The sequence below is a fragment of the Achromobacter sp. CSND-B12 genome (genome assembly GCF_052906545.1).
In genome coordinates this window covers 5,139,287-5,159,478 of the sequence record NZ_JBREGJ010000001.1, presented here as the reverse complement: position 1 = coordinate 5,159,478, position 20,192 = coordinate 5,139,287, and the positions used below count along the sequence as shown (strand labels likewise).

General features: G+C 65.8%; 16 protein-coding genes. 5 read left to right on the top strand and 11 right to left on the bottom strand.

What is annotated here, in order from left to right; translation table 11 throughout:
* Nucleotides 1–2: 2 nt before the first annotated feature.
* The 6 genes from glcF to tldD form a co-directional block, all read right to left on the bottom strand.
* On the bottom strand, nucleotides 3–1,232 hold the full coding sequence (gene glcF / locus ACUTAG_RS24255; RefSeq protein ID WP_024068248.1) for a glycolate oxidase subunit GlcF: 1,230 nt from the start codon (nucleotides 1,230–1,232) through the stop codon (nucleotides 3–5).
* A 5-nt stretch (nucleotides 1,233–1,237) separates the two neighbouring features.
* Complete coding sequence (gene glcE / locus ACUTAG_RS24250; protein WP_060721067.1) at nucleotides 1,238–2,341, bottom strand: glycolate oxidase subunit GlcE; 1,104 nt, start codon at nucleotides 2,339–2,341, stop codon at nucleotides 1,238–1,240.
* 12 nt (nucleotides 2,342–2,353) lie between these two features.
* On the bottom strand, nucleotides 2,354–3,853 hold the full coding sequence (locus ACUTAG_RS24245) for an FAD-linked oxidase C-terminal domain-containing protein (RefSeq protein ID WP_006388443.1): 1,500 nt from the start codon (nucleotides 3,851–3,853) through the stop codon (nucleotides 2,354–2,356).
* A 269-nt stretch (nucleotides 3,854–4,122) separates the two neighbouring features.
* Nucleotides 4,123–5,532: an FAD-binding oxidoreductase gene (locus ACUTAG_RS24240; RefSeq protein ID WP_024068245.1), complete on the bottom strand. Its 1,410-nt coding sequence runs from the start codon at nucleotides 5,530–5,532 to the stop codon at nucleotides 4,123–4,125.
* Between the two features lie 98 nt (nucleotides 5,533–5,630).
* Nucleotides 5,631–6,704, bottom strand: a complete 1,074-nt coding sequence (gene aroG, locus ACUTAG_RS24235; RefSeq protein ID WP_006388441.1) for a 3-deoxy-7-phosphoheptulonate synthase AroG — start codon at nucleotides 6,702–6,704, stop codon at nucleotides 5,631–5,633.
* Between the two features lie 269 nt (nucleotides 6,705–6,973).
* Nucleotides 6,974–8,434, bottom strand: a complete 1,461-nt coding sequence (tldD, locus tag ACUTAG_RS24230; protein ID WP_020924482.1) for a metalloprotease TldD — start codon at nucleotides 8,432–8,434, stop codon at nucleotides 6,974–6,976.
* A 782-nt stretch (nucleotides 8,435–9,216) separates the two neighbouring features.
* Between tldD and ACUTAG_RS24225 the strand changes: the two genes are divergently transcribed.
* The gene (locus ACUTAG_RS24225) at nucleotides 9,217–9,603 is read left to right on the top strand and encodes an H-NS histone family protein (RefSeq protein ID WP_006388439.1); all 387 of its coding nucleotides are present in this window, start codon (nucleotides 9,217–9,219) and stop codon (nucleotides 9,601–9,603) included.
* 86 nt (nucleotides 9,604–9,689) lie between these two features.
* On the opposite strand, the gene ACUTAG_RS24220 is transcribed toward ACUTAG_RS24225, so the two are convergent.
* Complete coding sequence (locus ACUTAG_RS24220; RefSeq protein WP_006388438.1) at nucleotides 9,690–10,328, bottom strand: DUF4136 domain-containing protein; 639 nt, start codon at nucleotides 10,326–10,328, stop codon at nucleotides 9,690–9,692.
* A 152-nt stretch (nucleotides 10,329–10,480) separates the two neighbouring features.
* Between ACUTAG_RS24220 and pepN the strand changes: the two genes are divergently transcribed.
* Together pepN and ACUTAG_RS24210 are read left to right on the top strand one after the other, a co-directional pair.
* On the top strand, nucleotides 10,481–13,186 hold the full coding sequence (gene pepN, locus ACUTAG_RS24215) for an aminopeptidase N (protein ID WP_058664054.1): 2,706 nt from the start codon (nucleotides 10,481–10,483) through the stop codon (nucleotides 13,184–13,186).
* Nucleotides 13,187–13,196: 10 nt separating this feature from the next.
* Nucleotides 13,197–14,216: a class 1 fructose-bisphosphatase gene (locus ACUTAG_RS24210; RefSeq protein WP_058664053.1), complete on the top strand. Its 1,020-nt coding sequence runs from the start codon at nucleotides 13,197–13,199 to the stop codon at nucleotides 14,214–14,216.
* Between the two features lie 70 nt (nucleotides 14,217–14,286).
* Here ACUTAG_RS24210 and ACUTAG_RS24205 read toward each other — a convergent pair whose 3' ends face one another.
* From ACUTAG_RS24205 to alaC, 4 genes are all read right to left on the bottom strand, one after another.
* Entirely contained in the window at nucleotides 14,287–14,508 is a 222-nt protein-coding gene (locus ACUTAG_RS24205) for a YgdI/YgdR family lipoprotein (RefSeq protein ID WP_006388435.1), read from the bottom strand.
* Between the two features lie 154 nt (nucleotides 14,509–14,662).
* Complete coding sequence (thrC, locus tag ACUTAG_RS24200) at nucleotides 14,663–16,072, bottom strand: threonine synthase (RefSeq protein WP_058664052.1); 1,410 nt, start codon at nucleotides 16,070–16,072, stop codon at nucleotides 14,663–14,665.
* Between the two features lie 120 nt (nucleotides 16,073–16,192).
* Nucleotides 16,193–17,497: a homoserine dehydrogenase gene (locus ACUTAG_RS24195; RefSeq protein WP_020924485.1), complete on the bottom strand. Its 1,305-nt coding sequence runs from the start codon at nucleotides 17,495–17,497 to the stop codon at nucleotides 16,193–16,195.
* Nucleotides 17,498–17,692: 195 nt separating this feature from the next.
* Complete coding sequence (gene alaC / locus ACUTAG_RS24190; protein WP_006388432.1) at nucleotides 17,693–18,877, bottom strand: alanine transaminase; 1,185 nt, start codon at nucleotides 18,875–18,877, stop codon at nucleotides 17,693–17,695.
* 337 nt (nucleotides 18,878–19,214) lie between these two features.
* Between alaC and ACUTAG_RS24185 the strand changes: the two genes are divergently transcribed.
* Together ACUTAG_RS24185 and ACUTAG_RS24180 are read left to right on the top strand one after the other, a co-directional pair.
* Complete coding sequence (locus ACUTAG_RS24185) at nucleotides 19,215–19,676, top strand: Mth938-like domain-containing protein (protein WP_006388431.1); 462 nt, start codon at nucleotides 19,215–19,217, stop codon at nucleotides 19,674–19,676.
* Nucleotides 19,676–20,140 (top strand): peroxiredoxin, encoded by a 465-nt coding sequence (locus tag ACUTAG_RS24180; RefSeq protein WP_006388430.1) that lies wholly within the window; start codon nucleotides 19,676–19,678, stop codon nucleotides 20,138–20,140. Before ACUTAG_RS24185 ends, ACUTAG_RS24180 begins: the two co-directional genes overlap by 1 nt.
* Nucleotides 20,141–20,192: the final 52 nt, after the last annotated feature.

Here is a 20,192-nt window from a genome sequence, read left to right as displayed (position 1 = left end):
GATCAGGCCGGCGCCAGTTGCTCGTCCACCACTTCGATCCAGTGCCGCACCGGCGTGCTGGTGCCGCTCTGCAAGTGCCCGATGCAGCCGATATTGGCCGACAGGATCACGTCCGGCGCGGCCGGCGCGATCGCGGCCAGCTTGCGGTCGCGCAGCGCCAACGCGATTTCGGGATTCAGCACTGAATACGCGCCCGCCGAGCCGCAGCACAGGTGCTGCTCCGCAAACGGCTGCAACTCGAACCCCAACTCGACCAGCAATCGTTCCGACAACGGCCGCAGTCCCTGCCAGTGCTGCAGGGTGCATGGCGGGTGGAACGATGCCCGCGCGCCCTTGCCCGCCAGTCTCTGGCGCAGTTGCGCCGCGTGCGGCGCCACGATTTCCGCCACGTCCTTGACCAGCGCCACGATGTCCGCCGCCCGCTGGGCGTAGGCGGGATCATGGCGCAGGTGATGCGCATACTCCTTGACCATGGCGCCGCAACCCGACGCATTCATGACGACGGCTTCGATCCCGCCATCCTTCACTAGCGGCCACCACGCGTCGATGTTGGCGCGCATCTGGTCGAGCGCGGCCGCCTGCGCGTCCAGGTGAAAGCTGGCGGCGCCGCAGCAGCCGGCGCCCGGGGCAATGCGCGCGCCGATGCCGATGGCATCCAGCACGCGGATGGTGGCGGCGTCGATCGTCGGCATCATCGACGGCTGCACGCAGCCGGCGAGCATCAGCACCTGGCGGCCGTGCCCGGCCACTTGCGGGAGCGCGCCAGCGGGACGCCGTTCCGGCACCTTGCGCTTGAGCGCCTCGGGCAACAGCCCGCGCACGGCCTGGCCCGCCCGCATGGCGGGCCCGAACAGCGGCGACAGCATGGCCCGGCGCAGCATCTTGCGCTTGGCCTTCTCGGCCCAGGGCCGCGGCACGCGTTCCTCGACGATCTGGCGCCCGATATCCACCAGGTGTCCGTACTCCACGCCAGAGGGGCAAGTGGTTTCGCAATTGCGGCAGGTCAGGCAGCGATCCAGGTGCTGCTGGGTCGACTGCGTCGGTTCGGCGCCCTCCAGCACCTGCTTGATCAGGTAGATGCGGCCGCGCGGGCTGTCCAGTTCATCGCCCAGCACCTGGTAGGTGGGACAGGTGGCGGTGCAGAAGCCGCAGTGCACGCAGCGCCGCAGGATCGCGTCGGCCTCTTTGCCCAGGTCGGTGTCACGAGCCCAGGCTGCCAGATTGGTTTGCATGATGCCTATAGCTCCAGGACCAGCCGGCCGGGATTGAACAGCCCCGCCGGATCGAGTTCTTGCTTGAGGCGGCGCGTGATCAGCGCCACGCCCGGCGACAGCGGATGGAACACGCCGTCGGTCGGCGGCCGCGTGCCTGCCGTACGGAACAGCGTCGCATGGCCGCCCAACCGTTGCGCCAGTTCGCGCAGCTCGGCGGCATCCTGCGCGCCCGACAGCCAGCGCTGGCCGCCGCCCCACTCCACCAGGGCCTGGCCGCCGCCAATCGCCGCCGCCGTCGGCGGCAGGGCCAATCGCCACAAGGGCTGGCCCGGCGCGAAGAACGGATGGGTCTGTTCGCGCAGCCCGCTCCACCAGGCTTGCGCCGCCTCCGGCGCCAGCGGATCCCCGCCGATCACCTGCCGCGCGCCGGCGATGGCCGGCGGCGCGCCCGACAGGCGCACATGCATCTGGCCTTCCTCGTCGGCACCGCCCACCCAGCTGGTCGCCGAAATCGGCAAGGGCTTGCCGCGCCACAGCGCGAAGCTGGCCAGGGCCTGGGCCTGCGTCGCCGGCAACGCCAGCGTCAGTTCTTCCATCGGCCGAGGCACGACCTTGAGCGACACTTCGAGGATCGCACCGAAGATGCCATGCGAACCGGCCAGCAACCGCGACACATCGTAGCCGGCCACGTTTTTCATGACCTCGCCGCCGAACGACAGCACCCGGCCGTCGGAATCCAGCAGCTGCGCGCCCAGCACGAAGTCGCGCAAGGCGCCGGCGCTCATGCGGCGCGGCCCCGACAGTCCCGCGGCCACGCAGCCGCCGATGGTGGCGGCGGGCGAGAAATGCGGGGGTTCGAAGGCCAGCATCTGGCCGTGCTCGGCCAGCGCCGCCTCCAGCTCCGCCAGCGGCGTGCCGGCCCTGACCGTCACCACCAGTTCCGACGGGTGATAGCTGACGATGCCGCGATACGGGGTCATGTCCAGCAGGCAATGGCCATCCTGCGGCGTCACCGGCCGGTAGTTGCCGTAGAACGCCTTGCTGCCGCCGCCCATGACGAACAGCGGCTTGTGACCGGCGCGAGCCGTCATGACCTGGTCGCACAATTCCGACAGGACGAAATCCATAAGGGAGACGTCCTAGAAGCGTGCGAGATCCGGGAAGCGCAGCTCGCCCGCGTGTACGTGCATCTTGCCGTATTCAGCGCAGCGGGCCAGCGTAGGTATGACCTTTTCGGGATTGAGCAGGCACGGCGGATCGAATGCCCGCTTGACCGCCAGGAACGCGTCGAGTTCTTCGCGAGAGAATTGCACGCACATTTGATTTATTTTCTCCATTCCCACACCGTGCTCTCCAGTCACGGTTCCTCCCACCTGCACGCACAGTTCGAGTATGGCCGCGCCGAATTTCTCGGCGCGCTCCACTTCGTCCGGTTTATTCGAATCGAACAGGATCAACGGATGCAGGTTGCCATCGCCCGCATGGAACACGTTGGCGCAACGCAGGCCGAACTCGTCTTCCATTTGCTCGATGGCGCCCAGCACCCGGGCGAGATGACGGCGCGGAATCGTGCCGTCCATGCAGTAGTAATCGGGCGACACGCGCCCGGCGGCGGGAAACGCGTTCTTGCGCCCCGCCCAGAATTTGAGCCGCTCGGCCTCCGAGGCCGACACCTGGCAGCGGGTGGACCCGGCCGCGCGGAAGATGGCTTCCATGCGCGCGATCTCGTGCGCCACTTCCTCCGGCGTGCCGTCGGATTCGCACAGCAGGATGGCCTGCGCGTCCATGTCGTAGCCGGCGCGCACGAAGGGTTCGACCATGTGCGTGGCGCGCCGGTCCATCATCTCGAGCCCGGCGGGAATGATGCCGTCGGCGATCACCTGCGTCACCGCGTTGCCCGCGGCCTCGACGCTGGAAAAGCTGGCCATCACGACCTGGGCGCAGGCCGGCTTGGGAATCAGCTTGACCGTCACTTCGGTCACCACCCCCAGCATGCCTTCCGAGCCGATGAATACCGACAGCAGATCCAGTCCCGGCGCATCCGGCGCCTCGGAACCCAGTTCCACCACGTCGCCGTCGATGGTAACCATGCGCACCCGCAGCACGTTGTGCACGGTCAGGCCGTACTTCAGGCAATGCACGCCGCCCGAATTCTCGGCGACGTTGCCGCCGATCGAACAGGCGATCTGGCTGGAAGGATCCGGCGCGTAGTACAGCCCATAGGGCGCCGCGGCCTCCGAAATGGCCAGGTTGCGCACACCGGGCTCGACCACCGCGGTCGCGCTGGCCAGGTCGATATGCTTGATGCGATTGAATTTGGACAGGCCCAGCAGCACGCCCTGGCTGTGCGGCATGGCGCCGCCCGACAGGCCGGTGCCGGCGCCGCGCGCGACCACCGGGGCATTCAGGCGCTTGCAGATGCGCATCACGGCCTGCACCTGCTCTTCGCTCTCGGGCAGGGCCACTACCGCCGGCAGCGCGCGGTACAGCGACAGGCCGTCGCATTCGTAGGGACGCGTGTCCTCTTCACGAAACAGCACGCAATGCGACGGCAGCGCGGCCGACAACGCCTCGACGAGTTGCTGCAACGAATAAGGCGCCTGCGCTTGAGCCAGGCCGGTTTCGACCAGTGAATTCATGAGCGCAACAATAGCGCGACCGCAGATTGGACGCAGGCCGGGATTTACCCGCATCCTGCGTACATCCGCCGGCCACAAGGGCGCACAGACGTAACCAGCCGTAAAGTCACTGCGCGCCGAATGGACATGGACGTTGCTGGCCCAGGCACCCACTTCATTCCCATCCATTGGGAATGCCTCTCGGCCATGCCCGTCGCCCGTTCCGCTGGACGAAAAAAAAACCGGCGGGTCGCCCCCCGCCGGCCTTCATCTGCGCCCCTTGGGACGACTCACCAGGACACGATCTTGCCCGGATTCAGGATGTTGTTCGGATCGAACGCATGCTTGAGGCTGCGCATCAGGTCCAGCGCGTCGTCACCGTGCTCTTCGGCCATGAATTGCATCTTGTGCAGGCCGACGCCGTGTTCGCCGGTGCAGGTGCCGTCGGCGGCGATCGCGCGCCGCACCAGGTTGTGGTTGATGGTTTCCGACTCCTGCCATTCGCGTTCGCTGTCGGCGTCCAGCAACATCAGCACGTGGAAATTGCCGTCGCCGACGTGGCCGACGATGGTGTATGGGAAGCTGGCCCGATCCAGTTCCTCGACCGTGTCGCGCACGCAATCGGCCAGGCGCGAGATCGGCACGCATACGTCGGTGGTGCTGGCGCGGCATCCCGGACGCAATTGCAGGCCGGCGAAGTAGGCATTGTGGCGCGCGGTCCACAGGCGGCTGCGGTCCTCGGGGCGCTCGGCCCATTCGAAGTCCATGCCGCCATGCTCGGCGGTGATGGCCTGCACGGTCTCGGCCTGCTCCTGCACGCCCGCCGGACTGCCGTGGAATTCGAACACCAGCAGCGGCGTCTCGCGCAACGTCAGCTTGCTGTGCAGGTTGACGGCGCGCACGCTGGCCGCGTCCATGAACTCGACGCGCGCCACCGGCACGCCCATCTGGATGATCTCGATCACGCTTTGCACCGCGGCGTCGAGCGTGGGGAAGTTGCAGACCGCGGCCGACACGGCCTCGGGCTGCGGATACAGGCGCACTGTCACTTCGGTGATGATGCCGAGCGTGCCTTCGCTACCGACGAAGATGCGGGTCAGGTCGTAGCCGGCCGACGACTTGCGGGCGCGGCCGGCAGTGCGCACGATGCGGCCGTCGGCGGTGACCACGGTCAGCGACATGACGTTTTCGCGCATGGTGCCGTAGCGCACGGCGTTGGTGCCGGAGGCGCGCGTGGCGGCCATGCCGCCCAGGCTGGCGTCGGCGCCCGGATCGATCGGGAAGAACAGGCCGGTGCTGCGGATCTCTTCATTGAGCTGCTTGCGCAGCACGCCCGCCTGCACCGTCGCGGTCAGGTCTTCGGCGTTGACGGCCAGCACCTTGTTCATCTGCGACAGGTCCAGGCTGATGCCGCCCTGGATCGCCAGGATGTGGCCTTCCAGCGACGAACCCGCGCCATAGGGAATCAGCGGCACGCGGTGTTCGTTGCACAGCCTGGCGACCTCGGCGACTTCCTCGGTGCTCTGGGCGAAGACGACGGCGTCGGGCAGCATCGCCGGATACGGCGATTCATCGCGGCCGTGGTGCTCGCGCACCGCGGAAGACTCGGAGAAACGATCGCCAAAGCGGGCGCGCAGGGCCTCGAGACAGGCGGCCGGCACCGCGCGGCGCAGCGATTCAGCGTGCAGGGGAGCATTCATGATCAGCGGATTCTCGGGTTGGGTAATCCGGCTATTCTACGCCGCCCGCCTTGCTGCGCCGCAAACCGCCGCCCGCGGCGGCTTGCGGCAATCCTGCCTTATTTGCCGGAGGTCAGCGCGACGCGGCGGCGTTCACGCACGGCATGGGCCAGGCGCTCGAGCACGGCCACCGACGCATCCCAGTCGATGCAGCCGTCGGTGATGCTCTGGCCGTAGACCAGCGGCGTGCCCGGCACCATGTCCTGGCGGCCGCCCAGCAGGTGGCTTTCGACCATCACGCCGACCAGGCGCGCGTCGCCGGCTTCCATCTGACGCGCCACGTCCTCGATCACCAGCGGCTGGTTCTCGGGCTTCTTGCTGCTGTTGGCGTGGCTGGCATCGACCATCACGCGTTGCGCCAGACCGGCCTTGGACATGTCCTGGCAGGCCGCATCGACGCTGGCGGCATCGTAGTTCGGCGTCTTGCCGCCGCGCAGGATGACGTGACAGTCTTCGTTGCCGGCCGTCGAGACGATGGCCGAATGCCCGCCCTTGGTCACGGACAGGAAGTGGTGCGGCTGCGACGCCGCCTTGATCGCATCGACCGCGATCTTCACATTGCCGTCGGTGCCATTCTTGAAACCCACCGGACACGACAATCCGGACGCCAGCTCGCGATGCACCTGGCTCTCCGTCGTGCGCGCCCCGATCGCCCCCCAGGAAACCAGGTCCGCAATGTATTGCGGCGTAATCATGTCCAGGAACTCGCACCCCGCCGGCAGGCCCAGGCTGTTGATGTCCAGCAGCAGTTCACGCGCCACGCGCACGCCCTTGTTGATGTCGAAGCTGCCGTCCAGGTCCGGATCGTTGATCAGGCCTTTCCAGCCGACCGTGGTGCGCGGCTTCTCGAAATACACGCGCATGACGATTTCCAGATCTGCGCTCAGACGGTCGCGCACCGGCTTGAGCCGTTTCGCGTATTCGATCGCCGCGCGGGTGTCGTGGATCGAACACGGGCCGATCACGACAATCATGCGGTCGTCCATGCCATGCAGGATGCGGTGCATCGACTGCCGGGCGGCGAACACGGTGTCGGAGGCCTCTTTGGTGCAGGCGAACTCGCGCATCACGTGCGCGGGCGGATTCAGCTCTTTGATTTCTCGGATGCGAAGGTCGTCGGTATTGTGTGACACGGTACTGCTCCTGGGTTTCCCGCCACCGGGATCGGTCCCGGGGTGTTCCTCAAGCTGACGGCACAAAAAAAGCCGCCAGTTCGCTGGCGGCTTTTTTGGGGGGATTCTTTCCAAACTTCAGATTGAGCGCGTCCCTTCCTCCGCCAGCGGCTTCAGAAAACCATAAAAGTAAAAGTAAAAGGCGGGGGACGCGAATTTCATGGGAAAAGACTCTAGCACAAAATTTTGGAGCCGTCACGCCGGATTTCAGCGGCGGACGGCGCCCCATTTCACGCGGTGCCGCCCACCGTCAGGCCTTCCATGCGGACGGTCGGCATGCCCACGCCCACCGGCACGCTCTGGCCATCCTTGCCGCAGGTGCCCACGCCCGAATCCAGTTTCAGGTCGTCGCCGATCATGGTGACGCGGGTCATGGCGTCGGGGCCGTTGCCGATCAGCGTGGCGCCCTTGACCGGATACGTCACCTTGCCGTCCTCGATCATGTAGGCCTCGGAGGCCGAGAACACGAACTTGCCGTTGGTAATGTCGACCTGGCCGCCGCCGAAATTGACCGCATACAGGCCGCGCTTGACGGACGAGATGATTTCCTCTGGCGCCTTGTCGCCGGCCAGCATGTAGGTGTTGGTCATGCGCGGCATCGGCAGGTGCGCGAACGATTCGCGGCGGCCGTTGCCGGTGGCCGCGGTCTTCATGAGTCGCGCATTCAGGGTGTCCTGCATGTAGCCGCGCAGGATGCCGTCTTCGATCAGGACGTTGCGCTGGGTGGCGTTGCCCTCGTCGTCGATGTTGAGCGAACCGCGGCGGTCGGGGATGGTGCCGTCGTCGACCACGGTAACGCCCTTGGACGCGACGCGTTCACCGATACGGCCCGAGAACACGCTGGAGCCCTTGCGGTTGAAGTCGCCTTCCAGGCCATGGCCGACCGCTTCGTGCAGCAGGATGCCGGGCCAACCCGACCCCAGCACCACCGTCATTTCGCCGGCGGGCGCGGGACGGGCCTCGAGGTTGACCATGGCTTCGTGCACGGCGCGCTCGACGTAGCCCTGCAACATTTCGTCGGTGAAATATGCCAGCCCCAGCCGGCCGCCGCCGCCCGCATGGCCCATTTCGCGCCGGCCATTGCGCTCGGCGATCACGGTCAGCGACAGGCGCACCAGCGGGCGCACGTCGGCGGCCAGGCGGCCATCGCTGCCGGCCACCAGCACCACGTCGTACTCGGCGCCCAGGCCGGCCATGACCTGGATCACATGCGGGTCGCGGGCCCGCGCCATGCGTTCGATGCGTTCAAGCAAGGCGACCTTCTCGGGGGCGCTCAGCGTGGCCACGGGATCGATGTCCGCATACAGGCTGCGGCCCATCTCGGCTTCGACCTGAGCCGCGACCTTGACCTTGCCGGCGCCGCGGCGGGCGATGCCACGCACCGCGTGGGCCGACGACAGCAGCGCCTCGGGCGACAGGGAATCGGAATAGGCGAAAGCGGTTTTCTCGCCGCTCACGGCGCGCACGCCGACCCCCTGGCTGATGGAGAAGCTGCCGGTCTTGACGATGCCCTCTTCCAGGCTCCAGCCTTCGCTGCGGGTGTATTGGAAGTACAGGTCGGCATAGTCGACCTTGTGGGTGAAGATTTCGCCGAGCGCGCGCGCCATGTCGGCCTCGGTCAGCCCCCAGGGGTCGAGCAACAGCGATTTGGCGGTGGCCAGGGATGCAATAGCGGGATCGATGATTTTCATAGGACTCTGTTTGGGGGCGCAGGCGCGGAAAACGCGGCAGCCGTGACACGCAAGCCTCTATCGTAACGCCGACACGGGTCCGGCGTCCCGGGCCGCGAATATTGTCTATCAAGTTAACCAATTGGGGACCGTTCCCAAACTGTTGCGGGCTCGCGGCACAAAATAAGGAAGCCCCCGGCACGACCCGGACGCCAGCGGCTCCGTCGCCGTCCGGACGCGCCAAATCGGCCTGCCGCGCTCGGATCAAAAACTTGTCATACAACCCAACGACAAAATGAACACCCGAAAAAAAACACGGCGCAAGGGGGCACGTATACCATTCTCGCAGGATGGGAATGAAAATCCGCATACCCTGGCCAAATCCCGCGAATATGCCACGGTATCCATGTCGTCCTACCACTGATTTGCCGCGCGCATTCCTCATCCGCGGAATTTGCCTAACCCTGGCCAGGCGTGTTCCCTTACCGTGAAAAATACCGATTCCCTTCTCATCCGCTCGCTTCGTGAAACAAAACCGTGCAATTCGGCGCCCGACCGGCAGCATTCGTCCGCCCCGTGAACCAAAGACTATCTTGTTTCAATTAGTCCCAAATTTGGGAATATCATTCCCAATACTTGTTCCAGGCCGGAAGCCGCAAGCCTGAACGCTCTCGGGCGGTTTTGATACAAAGTAATTAGTCCGAAACTGCGGCAATGGCTCGGTAACTTCTGTATTATGCGAGGCACAACAAATAAACATAACTCCGCCGGCGATTAAAGCAGTTCCATAATCAGGAATAACCATGGCCCGAGAAACCTACGCAGCTCTGCAAGCAAAGATCGAAAAGGAAATCAACAAGCTCCAAAAGAAGGCTGAAGTCCTCCAGACCAAGCGTCGCAAGCCGGTGATCGCTTCGATCATCACCTCGATGCGCGAGTACGACATCACGCCCGAAGAAATTGCCGCCGCCTTTGGTGCTGGCAAATCCGTTCGCACCGCCAGCAGCGGTGGTCGCCGCAAGACCGGCGCCGCCGCCCGCCCCGCCAACGCCGCCAAACGCGCCGTTGCGCCCAAGTACCGTCATCCCCAGACCGGGGAGACCTGGAGCGGCCGCGGCAAGGCGCCTCGCTGGCTCGCCGCGGAAGAAGCCGCGGGGGCCACGCGCGACAGCTTTCTTATCAAAGAATAAAACCTATCTTTCAGTAAGAAAAATAAAGGCGCACCAAAATGGTGCGCCTTTTTTATTTTCGAACAATCCTTGCGGGCTGCTGAAATTTACTGAACCGGGAATTGGATTTCGCGCTCCGCGCCATTATTTCCTGGAAAGTTGTCAAATATTGCACGAACCAGATAGGGCATCATGCGCATGAAATTGTCCTGCTCGCTGAGTATGAAAGCGCTGGACCGATAGACTTCGGCCCCGCCCCGCTGGCTGTCGTGGATCTGCAGCGTGAGCGTATTGCGCTGGGCCACCACGGGCACGTCGACCCATTCGGGGCCCCAGTAGCCGTAGTAACCACCCCAGGGACGCGGGCCGTAGAAACCGCCATAACCGTAACCGCCATTGAAATACGGATCGTACGGGCGCCGCACCATGACCTGCGTCTGCGTCGTGCCATAACGGAACGAGACATTGAAACGGGCCTTGGCGCCGCCCTGGGCCTCCACCAGTCCGGTGGCGCCGATACCGGCGCGAACCATGTCCTGGTAGGACTGGTATTCGAGGTTATTGGCCTGCGACGGCTCGGCCGGCACGAATTGGTAAGTCTGGCCTTCGACCCCGGCAGGCCATTGCTGGAACGAGGTGACGCGCGCCGATACGGTGGGGGTGGCGCATCCGCTCAGCACCAGTGCCCCGAATACGGCCAGGACGGCCGCCCAGCGGCCGGTATTGAACGGGAAAGAACGGAACATTTGCAACTCCTCATCGCGCGCAACGGCGCCCATCATACTGAGCTTGGACCGCGCGGCCCGTGGAAAGTTTACGCCTTGCGACGCCTTGCAGCCCTGCGCCCGGCAACCCAGCCACTACAATAGGACTCTCGTTCATACAGGACTGCAATCCCATGCGCACCGACACGCCCGTTACCGTATACCGCAAGGATTACCAGCCCTACCCCTACGACATCCCGCAGGTTTCCCTCGCCTTCGATCTCGCGCCCGACAGCACCGAAGTCCGCTGCGTCATGCAGGTCCGGCGCAAAGCCGAGGCCAGCGCCGACGCCGCGCTGGTGCTCGATGGCGAAGAGCTGGAACTCGTTTCGGTAGCGGTGGATGGCCAGGCGCTGCCCCCCGACCGCTACCACCTGTCCGAACACAGCCTGGCGCTGTACGGCCTGCCCGCCGAGGCCACCGTCGAGATCGTCAGCCGCTGCAAACCCTCGGCCAACTCCACGCTGATGGGCCTGTACGTTTCGGGCGGCAATTTCTTCACGCAATGCGAGGCCGAGGGCTTTCGCCGCATCACCTGGTTCGCCGACCGTCCCGACGTCATGTCGCGCTATCGCGTGACCTTGCGCGCCGCGCCGGCCTACCCGGTCCTGCTGTCCAACGGCAACCTGGTGGCCTCGCGCCAACTGCCCGACGGCCGCAACGAGGTTGAATGGGAAGATCCGTTCCCCAAGCCCTGCTACCTGTTCGCCCTGGTGGGCGGCAACCTGACCCACCGCGAAACCACGGTCAAGACCGCCAGCGGCCGCGACGTGTTGTTGCAGGTCTACAGCGACCCGGGCGCCGAGACCAAGACCGAATGGGCGCTGGATTCCCTGGTGCGCGCGCTGCGCTGGGACGAAACCCGCTTCGGCCTGGAACTCGACCTGGACCGCTTCATGGTGGTGGCCGTCCATGACTTCAACATGGGCGCGATGGAGAACAAGGGCCTGAACATTTTCAATGCCGCCTACGTGCTGGCCGACGCGGATACCGCCACGGACGCCAACTACGAAGGCATCGAATCGGTCATCGGCCACGAGTACTTCCACAACTGGACCGGCAACCGCGTCACCTGCCGCGACTGGTTCCAGTTGAGCCTGAAGGAAGGCCTGACGGTCTTCCGCGACCAGGAATTCAGCGCCGACATGATGGCGCAGGACATGGACGAGGCGGCTGCCGCCAGCGCCCGCGCGGTCAAGCGCATCGACGACGTGGTGACGCTGCGCGCGGCGCAGTTCCCCGAGGACGCGGGCCCGATGGCCCACCCGATCCGCCCCGACAGCTACCAGGAAATCGGCAATTTCTATACCGCCACGGTGTACGAGAAAGGCGCCGAAGTCATCCGCATGCAGCACACGCTGCTGGGCGAGGCGGGCTTTCGCGCCGGCATGGACGAGTATTTCCGCCGCCACGACGGCCAGGCCGTGACCTGCGACGACTTCGTCGCCGCCATGGAATCGGTCTACACGCGCCAGCACCCGGGCCGTGATCTGTCGGTGTTCCGCAACTGGTACCGCCAGGCGGGCACGCCGCGCGTGACGGTCAAGCTGACGCACGACGCCGCGGCGCGCCGCTGCACCGTGACGCTGTCGCAGGAATGCCAGCCGGTCGGCGTCGAGAAGAAGGCCCCCGCCGGCTTCGTCAAGGCGCCGTACCACATCCCGTTCGCCATCGGCCTGCTGGACCGCCATGGCCGCGCCCTGCCCCTGCGGCTCGACGGCGTGGAGCGTGACACGGCGCTGCTGGAACTGACCACGCAGACCCAGCAATGGCATTTCGACGGCATCGACGAGATGCCAGTGCCTTCGCTGCTGCGCGATTTTTCCGCGCCGGTGATCGTCGAGTACGACTGGAGCGACGAGGAACTGGCGCTGCTGTCGGCCCACGACGGCAACCCCTTCGCGCGCTGGGAAGCCGGCCAGGAACTGGCCACCCGCCAGATCCTGGCGCTGGCCGAGGCGCGCCAGGCCGGCCGCACGCTGCACGCCGACCCGGCCTTCATCGCCGCCTGGCGCGCGCTGTTGACCGACCCGGCGCTGGATGCCGCCTACCGCGCCCGCGCCCTGGCGCTGCCGTCGGAAAAGACGCTGGCCGAACGCATGCAGGCCGTTGATCCGCCGGCGCTGGCGGTGGCGCGCGACTTCCTGCGCGCCGAGCTGGGCCGGCAGTTGGCGGCCGAATTCCGCCAGGCCTTCGATGACAACCAGACGCCGGGCGCATACAGCCCCGCGCCAGTGCCGGCCGGCAAGCGCGCGATGAAGAACCTGGCGCTCAGCCATCTGATGGCGGCCGGCGAGCACGAGGCGCAGCGCCTGGCCGAGCAGCAATACGAGCACGCCGGCAACATGACCGACAGCATGGCGGCGCTGTCGGCCCTGATCAACTACGGCCAGGGCGATTTCCCGCAACAGGCGCTGGCCGCGTTCTACGACAGGTGGCGCGACAACGCGCTGGTGGTGGACAAGTGGTTCGCGTTGCAGGCCGCGGCGCGCTACACCACGGTGCAAACCGCGCGCGAGCTGATGACGCACCCGGCCTTCACGCTGCGCAATCCCAACCGGGCGCGCGCGCTGATTTTCCAGTTCTGCCTGAACAACGCCCGCGGCATGCACCATCCGGATGGATCGGGCTACGCCTTCTGGGCCGAGCAGGTGCTGGCGCTGGATGCGCTCAATCCCGAAATCGCGGCGCGCCTGGCGCGCGCCCTGGACAACTGGTCGCGCTACGTGCCCGCCCTGCGCGGCCCCATGCAGGAAGCCCTGCAGCGGGTGCGCGGCCACGAGGGGCTGTCGCGCAACGTGCAGGAAATCGTATCCAAGGCTTTAGAATTCGCAGCATAGGGAGAACCTCTTGAAACGTAAAACACTTACCCAATACCTGGTGGAGCAGCAACGCTCCGCGCAGGCCCTGGCCCCCGAAGTGCGGCTGCTCATCGAAGTCGTGGCGCGCGCCTGCAAGGCGATCAGCCACGCGGTCAGCAAGGGCGCGCTCGGCGGCGTCCTGGGCAGCCTCGAAAGCGAGAACGTGCAGGGCGAAGTGCAGAAGAAGCTGGACGTGCTGTCCAACGAGATCCTGCTCGAAGCCAACGAATGGGGCGGCCATCTTGCGGCCATGGCCTCGGAAGAGATGGAGACCATCCACCTGATTCCGAACCGCTACCCCAAGGGCGAATACCTGCTGCTGTTCGATCCGCTGGACGGCTCGTCGAACATCGACGTGAACGTGTCGATCGGCACCATCTTCTCGGTGCTGCACGCTCCTCACAACGTGTCGGGGGCGCCGGTCTGTGAGGCCGACTTCCTGCAGCCGGGCAACAAGCAGGTGGTGGCCGGCTATGCCGTCTACGGCCCGCAGACCATGTTGGTGCTGACCATCGGCAACGGCGTGGTCGGCTTCACGCTGGACCGCGAAATGGGCTCGTGGGTGCTGACCCACGAGAACATCCGCGTGCCGGAGGACACCAAGGAATTCGCCATCAACATGTCGAACATGCGCCACTGGGCCGCCCCGGTCAAGCGCTACATCGACGACTGCCTGGCCGGCACCACCGGCCCCCTGGGCAAGGACTACAACATGCGCTGGATCGCCTCGATGGTGGCCGACGTGCATCGCATCCTGACCCGCGGCGGCATCTTCATGTACCCCTGGGACGCGCGCGAGCCGGGCAAGGCCGGCAAGCTGCGCCTGATGTACGAAGCCAACCCCATGAGCTTCCTCATCGAACAGGCCGGCGGCGCCTCCATCAACGGCACCCAGCGCATCATGGACATCCAGCCGGAAAAGCTGCACCAGCGCGTCAGCGTGATCCTGGGCTCGAAGAACGAAGTCGAGCGCGTGGGCCGCTACCACGCCGAGGACGCGGGCAAGTAAGCCACGCACGCGGCCAAACGAAAAGCCCCGGCCTGAGCCGGGGCTTTTTCATCCAGATCCCGCGAAGGGGTTACTTGACCTCTTCGATGGACTTCACGTCGTCCTTGTTGATCTGGACCTTCTTGCCGTCCTTGTCGTACTCGTACATGCCGGACTTCTTGTCATAGGTCGGCTCGTCGGGCGTCACGGTCGAGGTCCCGTCCCGTTGCTGAATAACCGAGGGCGACGAGCATCCGGCCAGCACCCCTACTCCGGTCACCACCAGGGCCAACGTCATGGTCTTCAGATTCATGGGCGTGTTCTCCGATTGTGAATGGTGAATTCACTTTATCGGATGACCGCCCGGAAAAAGTGACGGCATGTGGCCAAAATGCATATGAACGTAAAAAACCCCTCGCGGCTCACACCGGCGAGGGGTTGCAACCCCATACAACCGCAAGCTGCCTTTACACCTTGGCGTGCGCCTCGATGTAGCGGCGCACGGCGGCGACATCGCAGTCCATGACTTCAACGCGCTGCGGCAACGATTCCAGGTTGGCCAGGTTGCCCGGCGGCGTGGCCGGACGGCCCAGCGCGGCCTCGATGGTTTCCGAGAACTTGGCCGGCAAGGCGGTTTCCAGAACCAGCATCGGCACGCCGGGTTCGACGTGCTCGCGCGCGACCTTGACGCCGTCGGCGGTGTGCGGATCGACCAGCACGCCAGTCTGGTCGTAGAGCGAACGGATGGTGGCCAGACGGTCATCGTGCGTGCTGGCGCCCGCGACGAAGCCGTACTGCGCCTCGAATTGCGGCTTGAGCGCCGACAGGTCGAAGAAACCATCGCGCGCCATGTCGGCCCACAGCGCCTTGACGCGGCCGGCGTCGCGGCCCACCAGGTCGAACACGAAGCGCTCGAAGTTCGAGGCGCGCGAAATGTCCATCGACGGGCTGGAGGTGGCGTAGGTCTGCTCGGCCGGACGCGGACGATAGATGCCGGTGCGGAAGAATTCTTCCAGCACGTTGTTCTCGTTGGTGGCCAGCACCAGGCGGCGTACCGGCAGGCCCATGCCGCGGGCGATGTGGCCCGACAGGATGTTGCCGAAGTTGCCCGAGGGCACCGTGAACGAGACCTGCTGGCCCGGCTTGTCGGTGGCGCGCAGCCAGCCGTGGAAGTAGTACACCACCTGGGCGGCGATGCGCGCCCAGTTGATCGAGTTGACCGCGCCCAGGCGGTACTTGGCCTTGAAAGCCAGGTCGCCGGCCAGCGCCTTGACGATGTCCTGGGCTTCGTCGAACACGCCGCGCACGGCGATATTGTGGATGTTCTCGTCCTGCAGCGAGTACATCTGGGCGCGCTGGAACGCGCTCATGCGGCCGTGCGGCGACAGCATGAACACGGCCACGCCGCGCTTGCCGCGCAGCGCGTATTCCGCCGCCGAACCGGTGTCGCCGGAGGTGGCGCCGACGATGTTGAGCGTGGTGCCACGTTGGGTCAGCACGTACTCGAACACCTGGCCGAGGAACTGCATGGCCATGTCCTTGAAGGCCAGCGTCGGGCCTTCGGACAGCCCAAGCAGCGACAGGCCGTCGTTCAGCGGACGCAGCGGGACGATGTCTTCGCTGTTGAAGATCTGCGAGGTGTAGGCGGCGCGGGTCAGGCGGCGCAGGTCCTCGGCCGGGATGTCGGTGGCAAAGCGCGACAGCACTTCGAACGCCAGGTCGGCGTACGACAGGCCGCGCCACGATTCCAGCGTCTCGGCCGAAATCTGCGGCAACTGTTCCGGCACGGCCAGGCCGCCGTCCGGCGCCAGCCCTTCGAGCAGGATGTCGGAAAACGGCTGGGGCGCCATGCCCCCACGGGTTGAGATGTATTTCATATCAGAAACTCCACAATGCACGGCATCCCGCCGAGCCAGGCCGCGCGGAGCCGGCTCCGCCGGGCCGCCGCCGGCGCCCCCTTGAGGGGGAAGCGCCGCCGGCGCTTCGGGGGTGGGACCTCATACCAAATGCTCCACGCGCAGGCGCGTGACCTTGGAACGTACGAACGGCAAGGCCTCGATGCGCTCGATGGCCTGGTTGACGTTGCCTTCCACCGCTTCATGCGTCAGGAAGATGATGTCCGCGCCGCCGATGTGCGAAGGCTGCTGGATCATCGAGCCGATCGAGATCGAGCGGTCGGCCAGGAGGCGCGCGATGTCGGCCAGCACGCCCGGCTGGTCGTCCACGCGCAGGCGCAGGTAGTACGACGTGCTGACCTGTTCGATCGGCAGGATCGGCGTGTCGGCCATAGCGTCCGGCTGGAACGCCAGGTGCGGCACGCGGTTGCCCGGATCGGCGGTGTGCAGGCGGGTCACGTCGACCAGGTCGGCCACCACCGCCGAGGCGGTCGGCTCTTCGCCGGCGCCCTGGCCGTAGTACAGCGTCGGGCCGACGGCGTCGCCCTTGACCAGCACCGCGTTCATCGCGCCTTCGACGTTGGCCAGCAGGCGCTCGGCCGGCACCAGCGCCGGATGCACGCGCAGCTCGATGCCGTCGGCGCGGCGCTTGGTGATGCCCAGCAGCTTGATGCGGTAGCCCAGGCGCTCGGCGTGCTCGATGTCCTCGGCGGCCAGTTGCGAGATGCCTTCGATGTACGCGCGGTCGAACTGCACCGGCACGCCGAAGGCCAGCGAGGCCAGCAGCGTCAGCTTGTGCGCGGCATCGACGCCTTCCACGTCGAACGTGGGATCGGCTTCGGCGTAACCCAGGCGCTGGGCCTCGGCCAGCACGTCGGCGAACGGCAGGCCGCGCGAGCGCATTTCCGACAGGATGAAATTGGTGGTGCCGTTGATGATGCCGGCGACCCACTGGATGCGGTTGGCGGTCAGGCCTTCGCGGATGGCCTTGATGATGGGGATGCCGCCGGCGACGGCGGCTTCGAACGCCACCATCACGCCGCGCTCGGAAGCCGCGGCGAAGATCTCGTTGCCGTGCTTGGCCAGCAGCGCCTTGTTGGCGGTGACCACGTGCTTGCCGTTGGCGATGGCTTCCAGCACCAGTTCGCGCGCCAGGGTATCGCCGCCGATCAGCTCGACCACGATGTCGATCTCGGGATCGCGCACCAGCGCGTGCACGTCGGTGTCCACGGGCAGCGTGTCGCCGACGCGGGCGCGCGCCTTGGGCACGTCGCGCACAGCGGCGCGGGTCACTTCAATGCGGCGACCGGCGCGGCGCGCGATCTCTTCCGCATTGCGCGACAGCACCGTCCAGGTGCCGCCGCCGACCACGCCCAGGCCGAGCAGGCCCACTTTCATGGGATTCATCGCGGCGCCCTCCGCGGGCGGGCGTTGAGGCGAATTCATTTCATTTCTCCATAATGCGGGCGCTACGCCACGCAAAAAACGGCTGCCCCCGTATCGGGATGCCGCGGATCCGGCTCCGCCGGTCCGCAGGCATGCCCCCTCGAGGGGGAAGCGCCGCAGGCGCTTCGGGGGTGGGCCTACCTTCGGGGGGGGACCTTACCTATAGCCGTCCTTGCGGAACATGTCCTTGATACCGCGCACCGCCTGGCGGGTGCGCTGCTCGTTTTCGATAAGAGCGAAGCGCACGTATTCGTCGCCATACTCGCCGAAGCCGATCCCGGGGGACACGGCCACTTTCGCATCCGACAGGACACGCTTGGCAAACTCCAAAGAGCCCATCGCCCGGTAGGGTTCGGGGATCTGCGCCCAGATGTACATGGACGCCTTGGGAATTTCCACATTCCAACCTGCTTCGTGCAGACCGCGCGCGAGCACGTCGCGGCGGCTTTGGTACTGCGCCACGATCTCGTTCACGCAGTCCTGCGGGCCGTCCAGGGCTGCGATCGAAGCCACCTGGATCGGCGTGAACGTGCCGTAGTCGTGATAGCTCTTGATGCGCGCCAACGCGCCCACCAGCTCGCGGTTGCCGACCATGTAGCCGATGCGCCAGCCCGCCATGTTGTAGCTCTTGCTCATGGTGAAGAACTCGACCGCGACATCGCGCGCGCCGGGCACCTGCATGATCGAGGGGGCGACGTAGCCGTCGAAGGTGATGTCGGCGTAGGCCAGGTCGTGCACCACCAGGATGTCGTGTTCCTTGGCCAGGGCCACCACGCGCTCGAAGAACGACAGGTCGACGCACTGGGCGGTCGGGTTGCTGGGGAAGCCCAGCACCATCATCTTGGGCTTCGGAATCGACTCGCGCACGGCGCGCTCGAGTTCCTCGAAGAAGTCCACGCCCGGCGTCATGCGCACGGAGCGGATGTTGGCGCCGGCGATGACCGCGCCGTAGATGTGGATCGGGTAGCTGGGGTTGGGCACCAGCACGGTATCGCCACGGTCCAGGGTGGCCAGCATCAGGTGCGCCAGGCCTTCCTTGGAGCCGATGGTGACGATGGCTTCGGAATCGGGATCGAACTCGACCGCGTAGCGGCGCTGGTACCAGTCACAGATGGCCTTGCGCAGGCGCGGGATGCCCTTGGATACCGAGTAGCCGTGGGTGGTCGGGCGGGTGGTGGCCTCGACCATCTTGTCGACGATGTGCTTGGGAGTGGCGCCGTCCGGATTGCCCATCGACATGTCGATGATGTCCTCGCCGCGCCGACGGGCTGCCATCTTGAGCTCGCCGGTAATGTTGAAAACGTACGGGGGCAAACGCTCAATGCGAGAGAACTTCCTCATGATGGGAATCCTTAGGGGCGAAGGGGCAAAAATCCAGGGCGCGGGCGCGCGAAGGGGAAACGGGCTCAAAAGCCGCGCCAGCGCAGGTTTGCGGCGCAGCAAAACCCTGTAATCTAGCGCAAGGACGCCCGGGCGGCAAATGGAACAAAAATAGGGCCTGCTTGATGGCGAATTTGGTGGCGAAAATGCCCGCCCGCCCGCCGGGCCGCCCCAAGGGCGGGCAACCCCCGCGGGGGGGCGGAGCGCGAGCGCAACGAGTCAAGCGTGGGGGTATTCCCTTTGCAACATACGGCCATCCTGATGCGCTATTATCGGAACCATAAAGCCGGAGTATTTATTGAAGCTGCATACCGATCCTGCGACGGCCGCCCTGAACACCGTCACCGCTTATGGTGATGGCTATATCGAGGTCAACCAGGTACGTTTTTCCTCCTCGGTCGCTTTTGGCCCCGAAGGCGAAGTTACCCCTTGGCCCGTTCAGTCGCCGGCCGACATCACCCCCACCCTCTTGCGCCAGGCGGCCGGATTGTCCGAACCCGTCCGCGACCCGTTGGCGTTCCTGGACGAACCCGAAGCCACCCCCAGCCGCCCGGCCAATGCGCCGGAAGTGCTGCTGGTCGGCACGGGCGGCCGGCAACAGTTCCTGCGCCCCGAGGTGCTGCGTCCCCTGTTGGCGGCCGGCATCGGCGTCGAAATCATGGACACCCACGCCGCCTCGCGCACGTACAACATCCTGATGGCGGAGGGCCGGCGCGTGGTCGTCGCCCTCATCCCCCCCAACGGAGACCCCCAGACATGATGATGCCCATCATCGGCAAGCCCGCCCCGCTGTTCACCGCTGAAAGCACCATCGGGCCGATCAGCCTGGAGCAGTGCCAGGGTCGCGCCGTGATCCTGTATTTCTACCCCAAGGACAACACCCCTGGCTGCACCACCGAGAGCCAGGATTTCCGCGACCTGCACGCCGACTTCCTGTCGGCCAGCGCCGTGGTGGTCGGAATCTCGCGCGATTCGCTGAAGTCGCACGAGAACTTCAAGGCCAAGTACGAGCTTCCTTTCCCTCTCATCTCCGACGCCGACGAAACCGTGTGCAACCTGTACGGCGTCATCAAGCAGAAGAACATGTACGGCAAGCAGGTGCGCGGCATCGAGCGCAGCACCTTTCTGATCGACGCTTATGGCGTGCTGGTGCAGGAGTGGCGCGGGGTGAAGGTCCCGGGCCACGCCAAGGAAGTCCTGCAGGCCGCCAAGAGCATCGGTTAGCCGTGCACAGGAATACCCGTCAGGTGCCATAGCCGGCCCATACTGGAGAGTG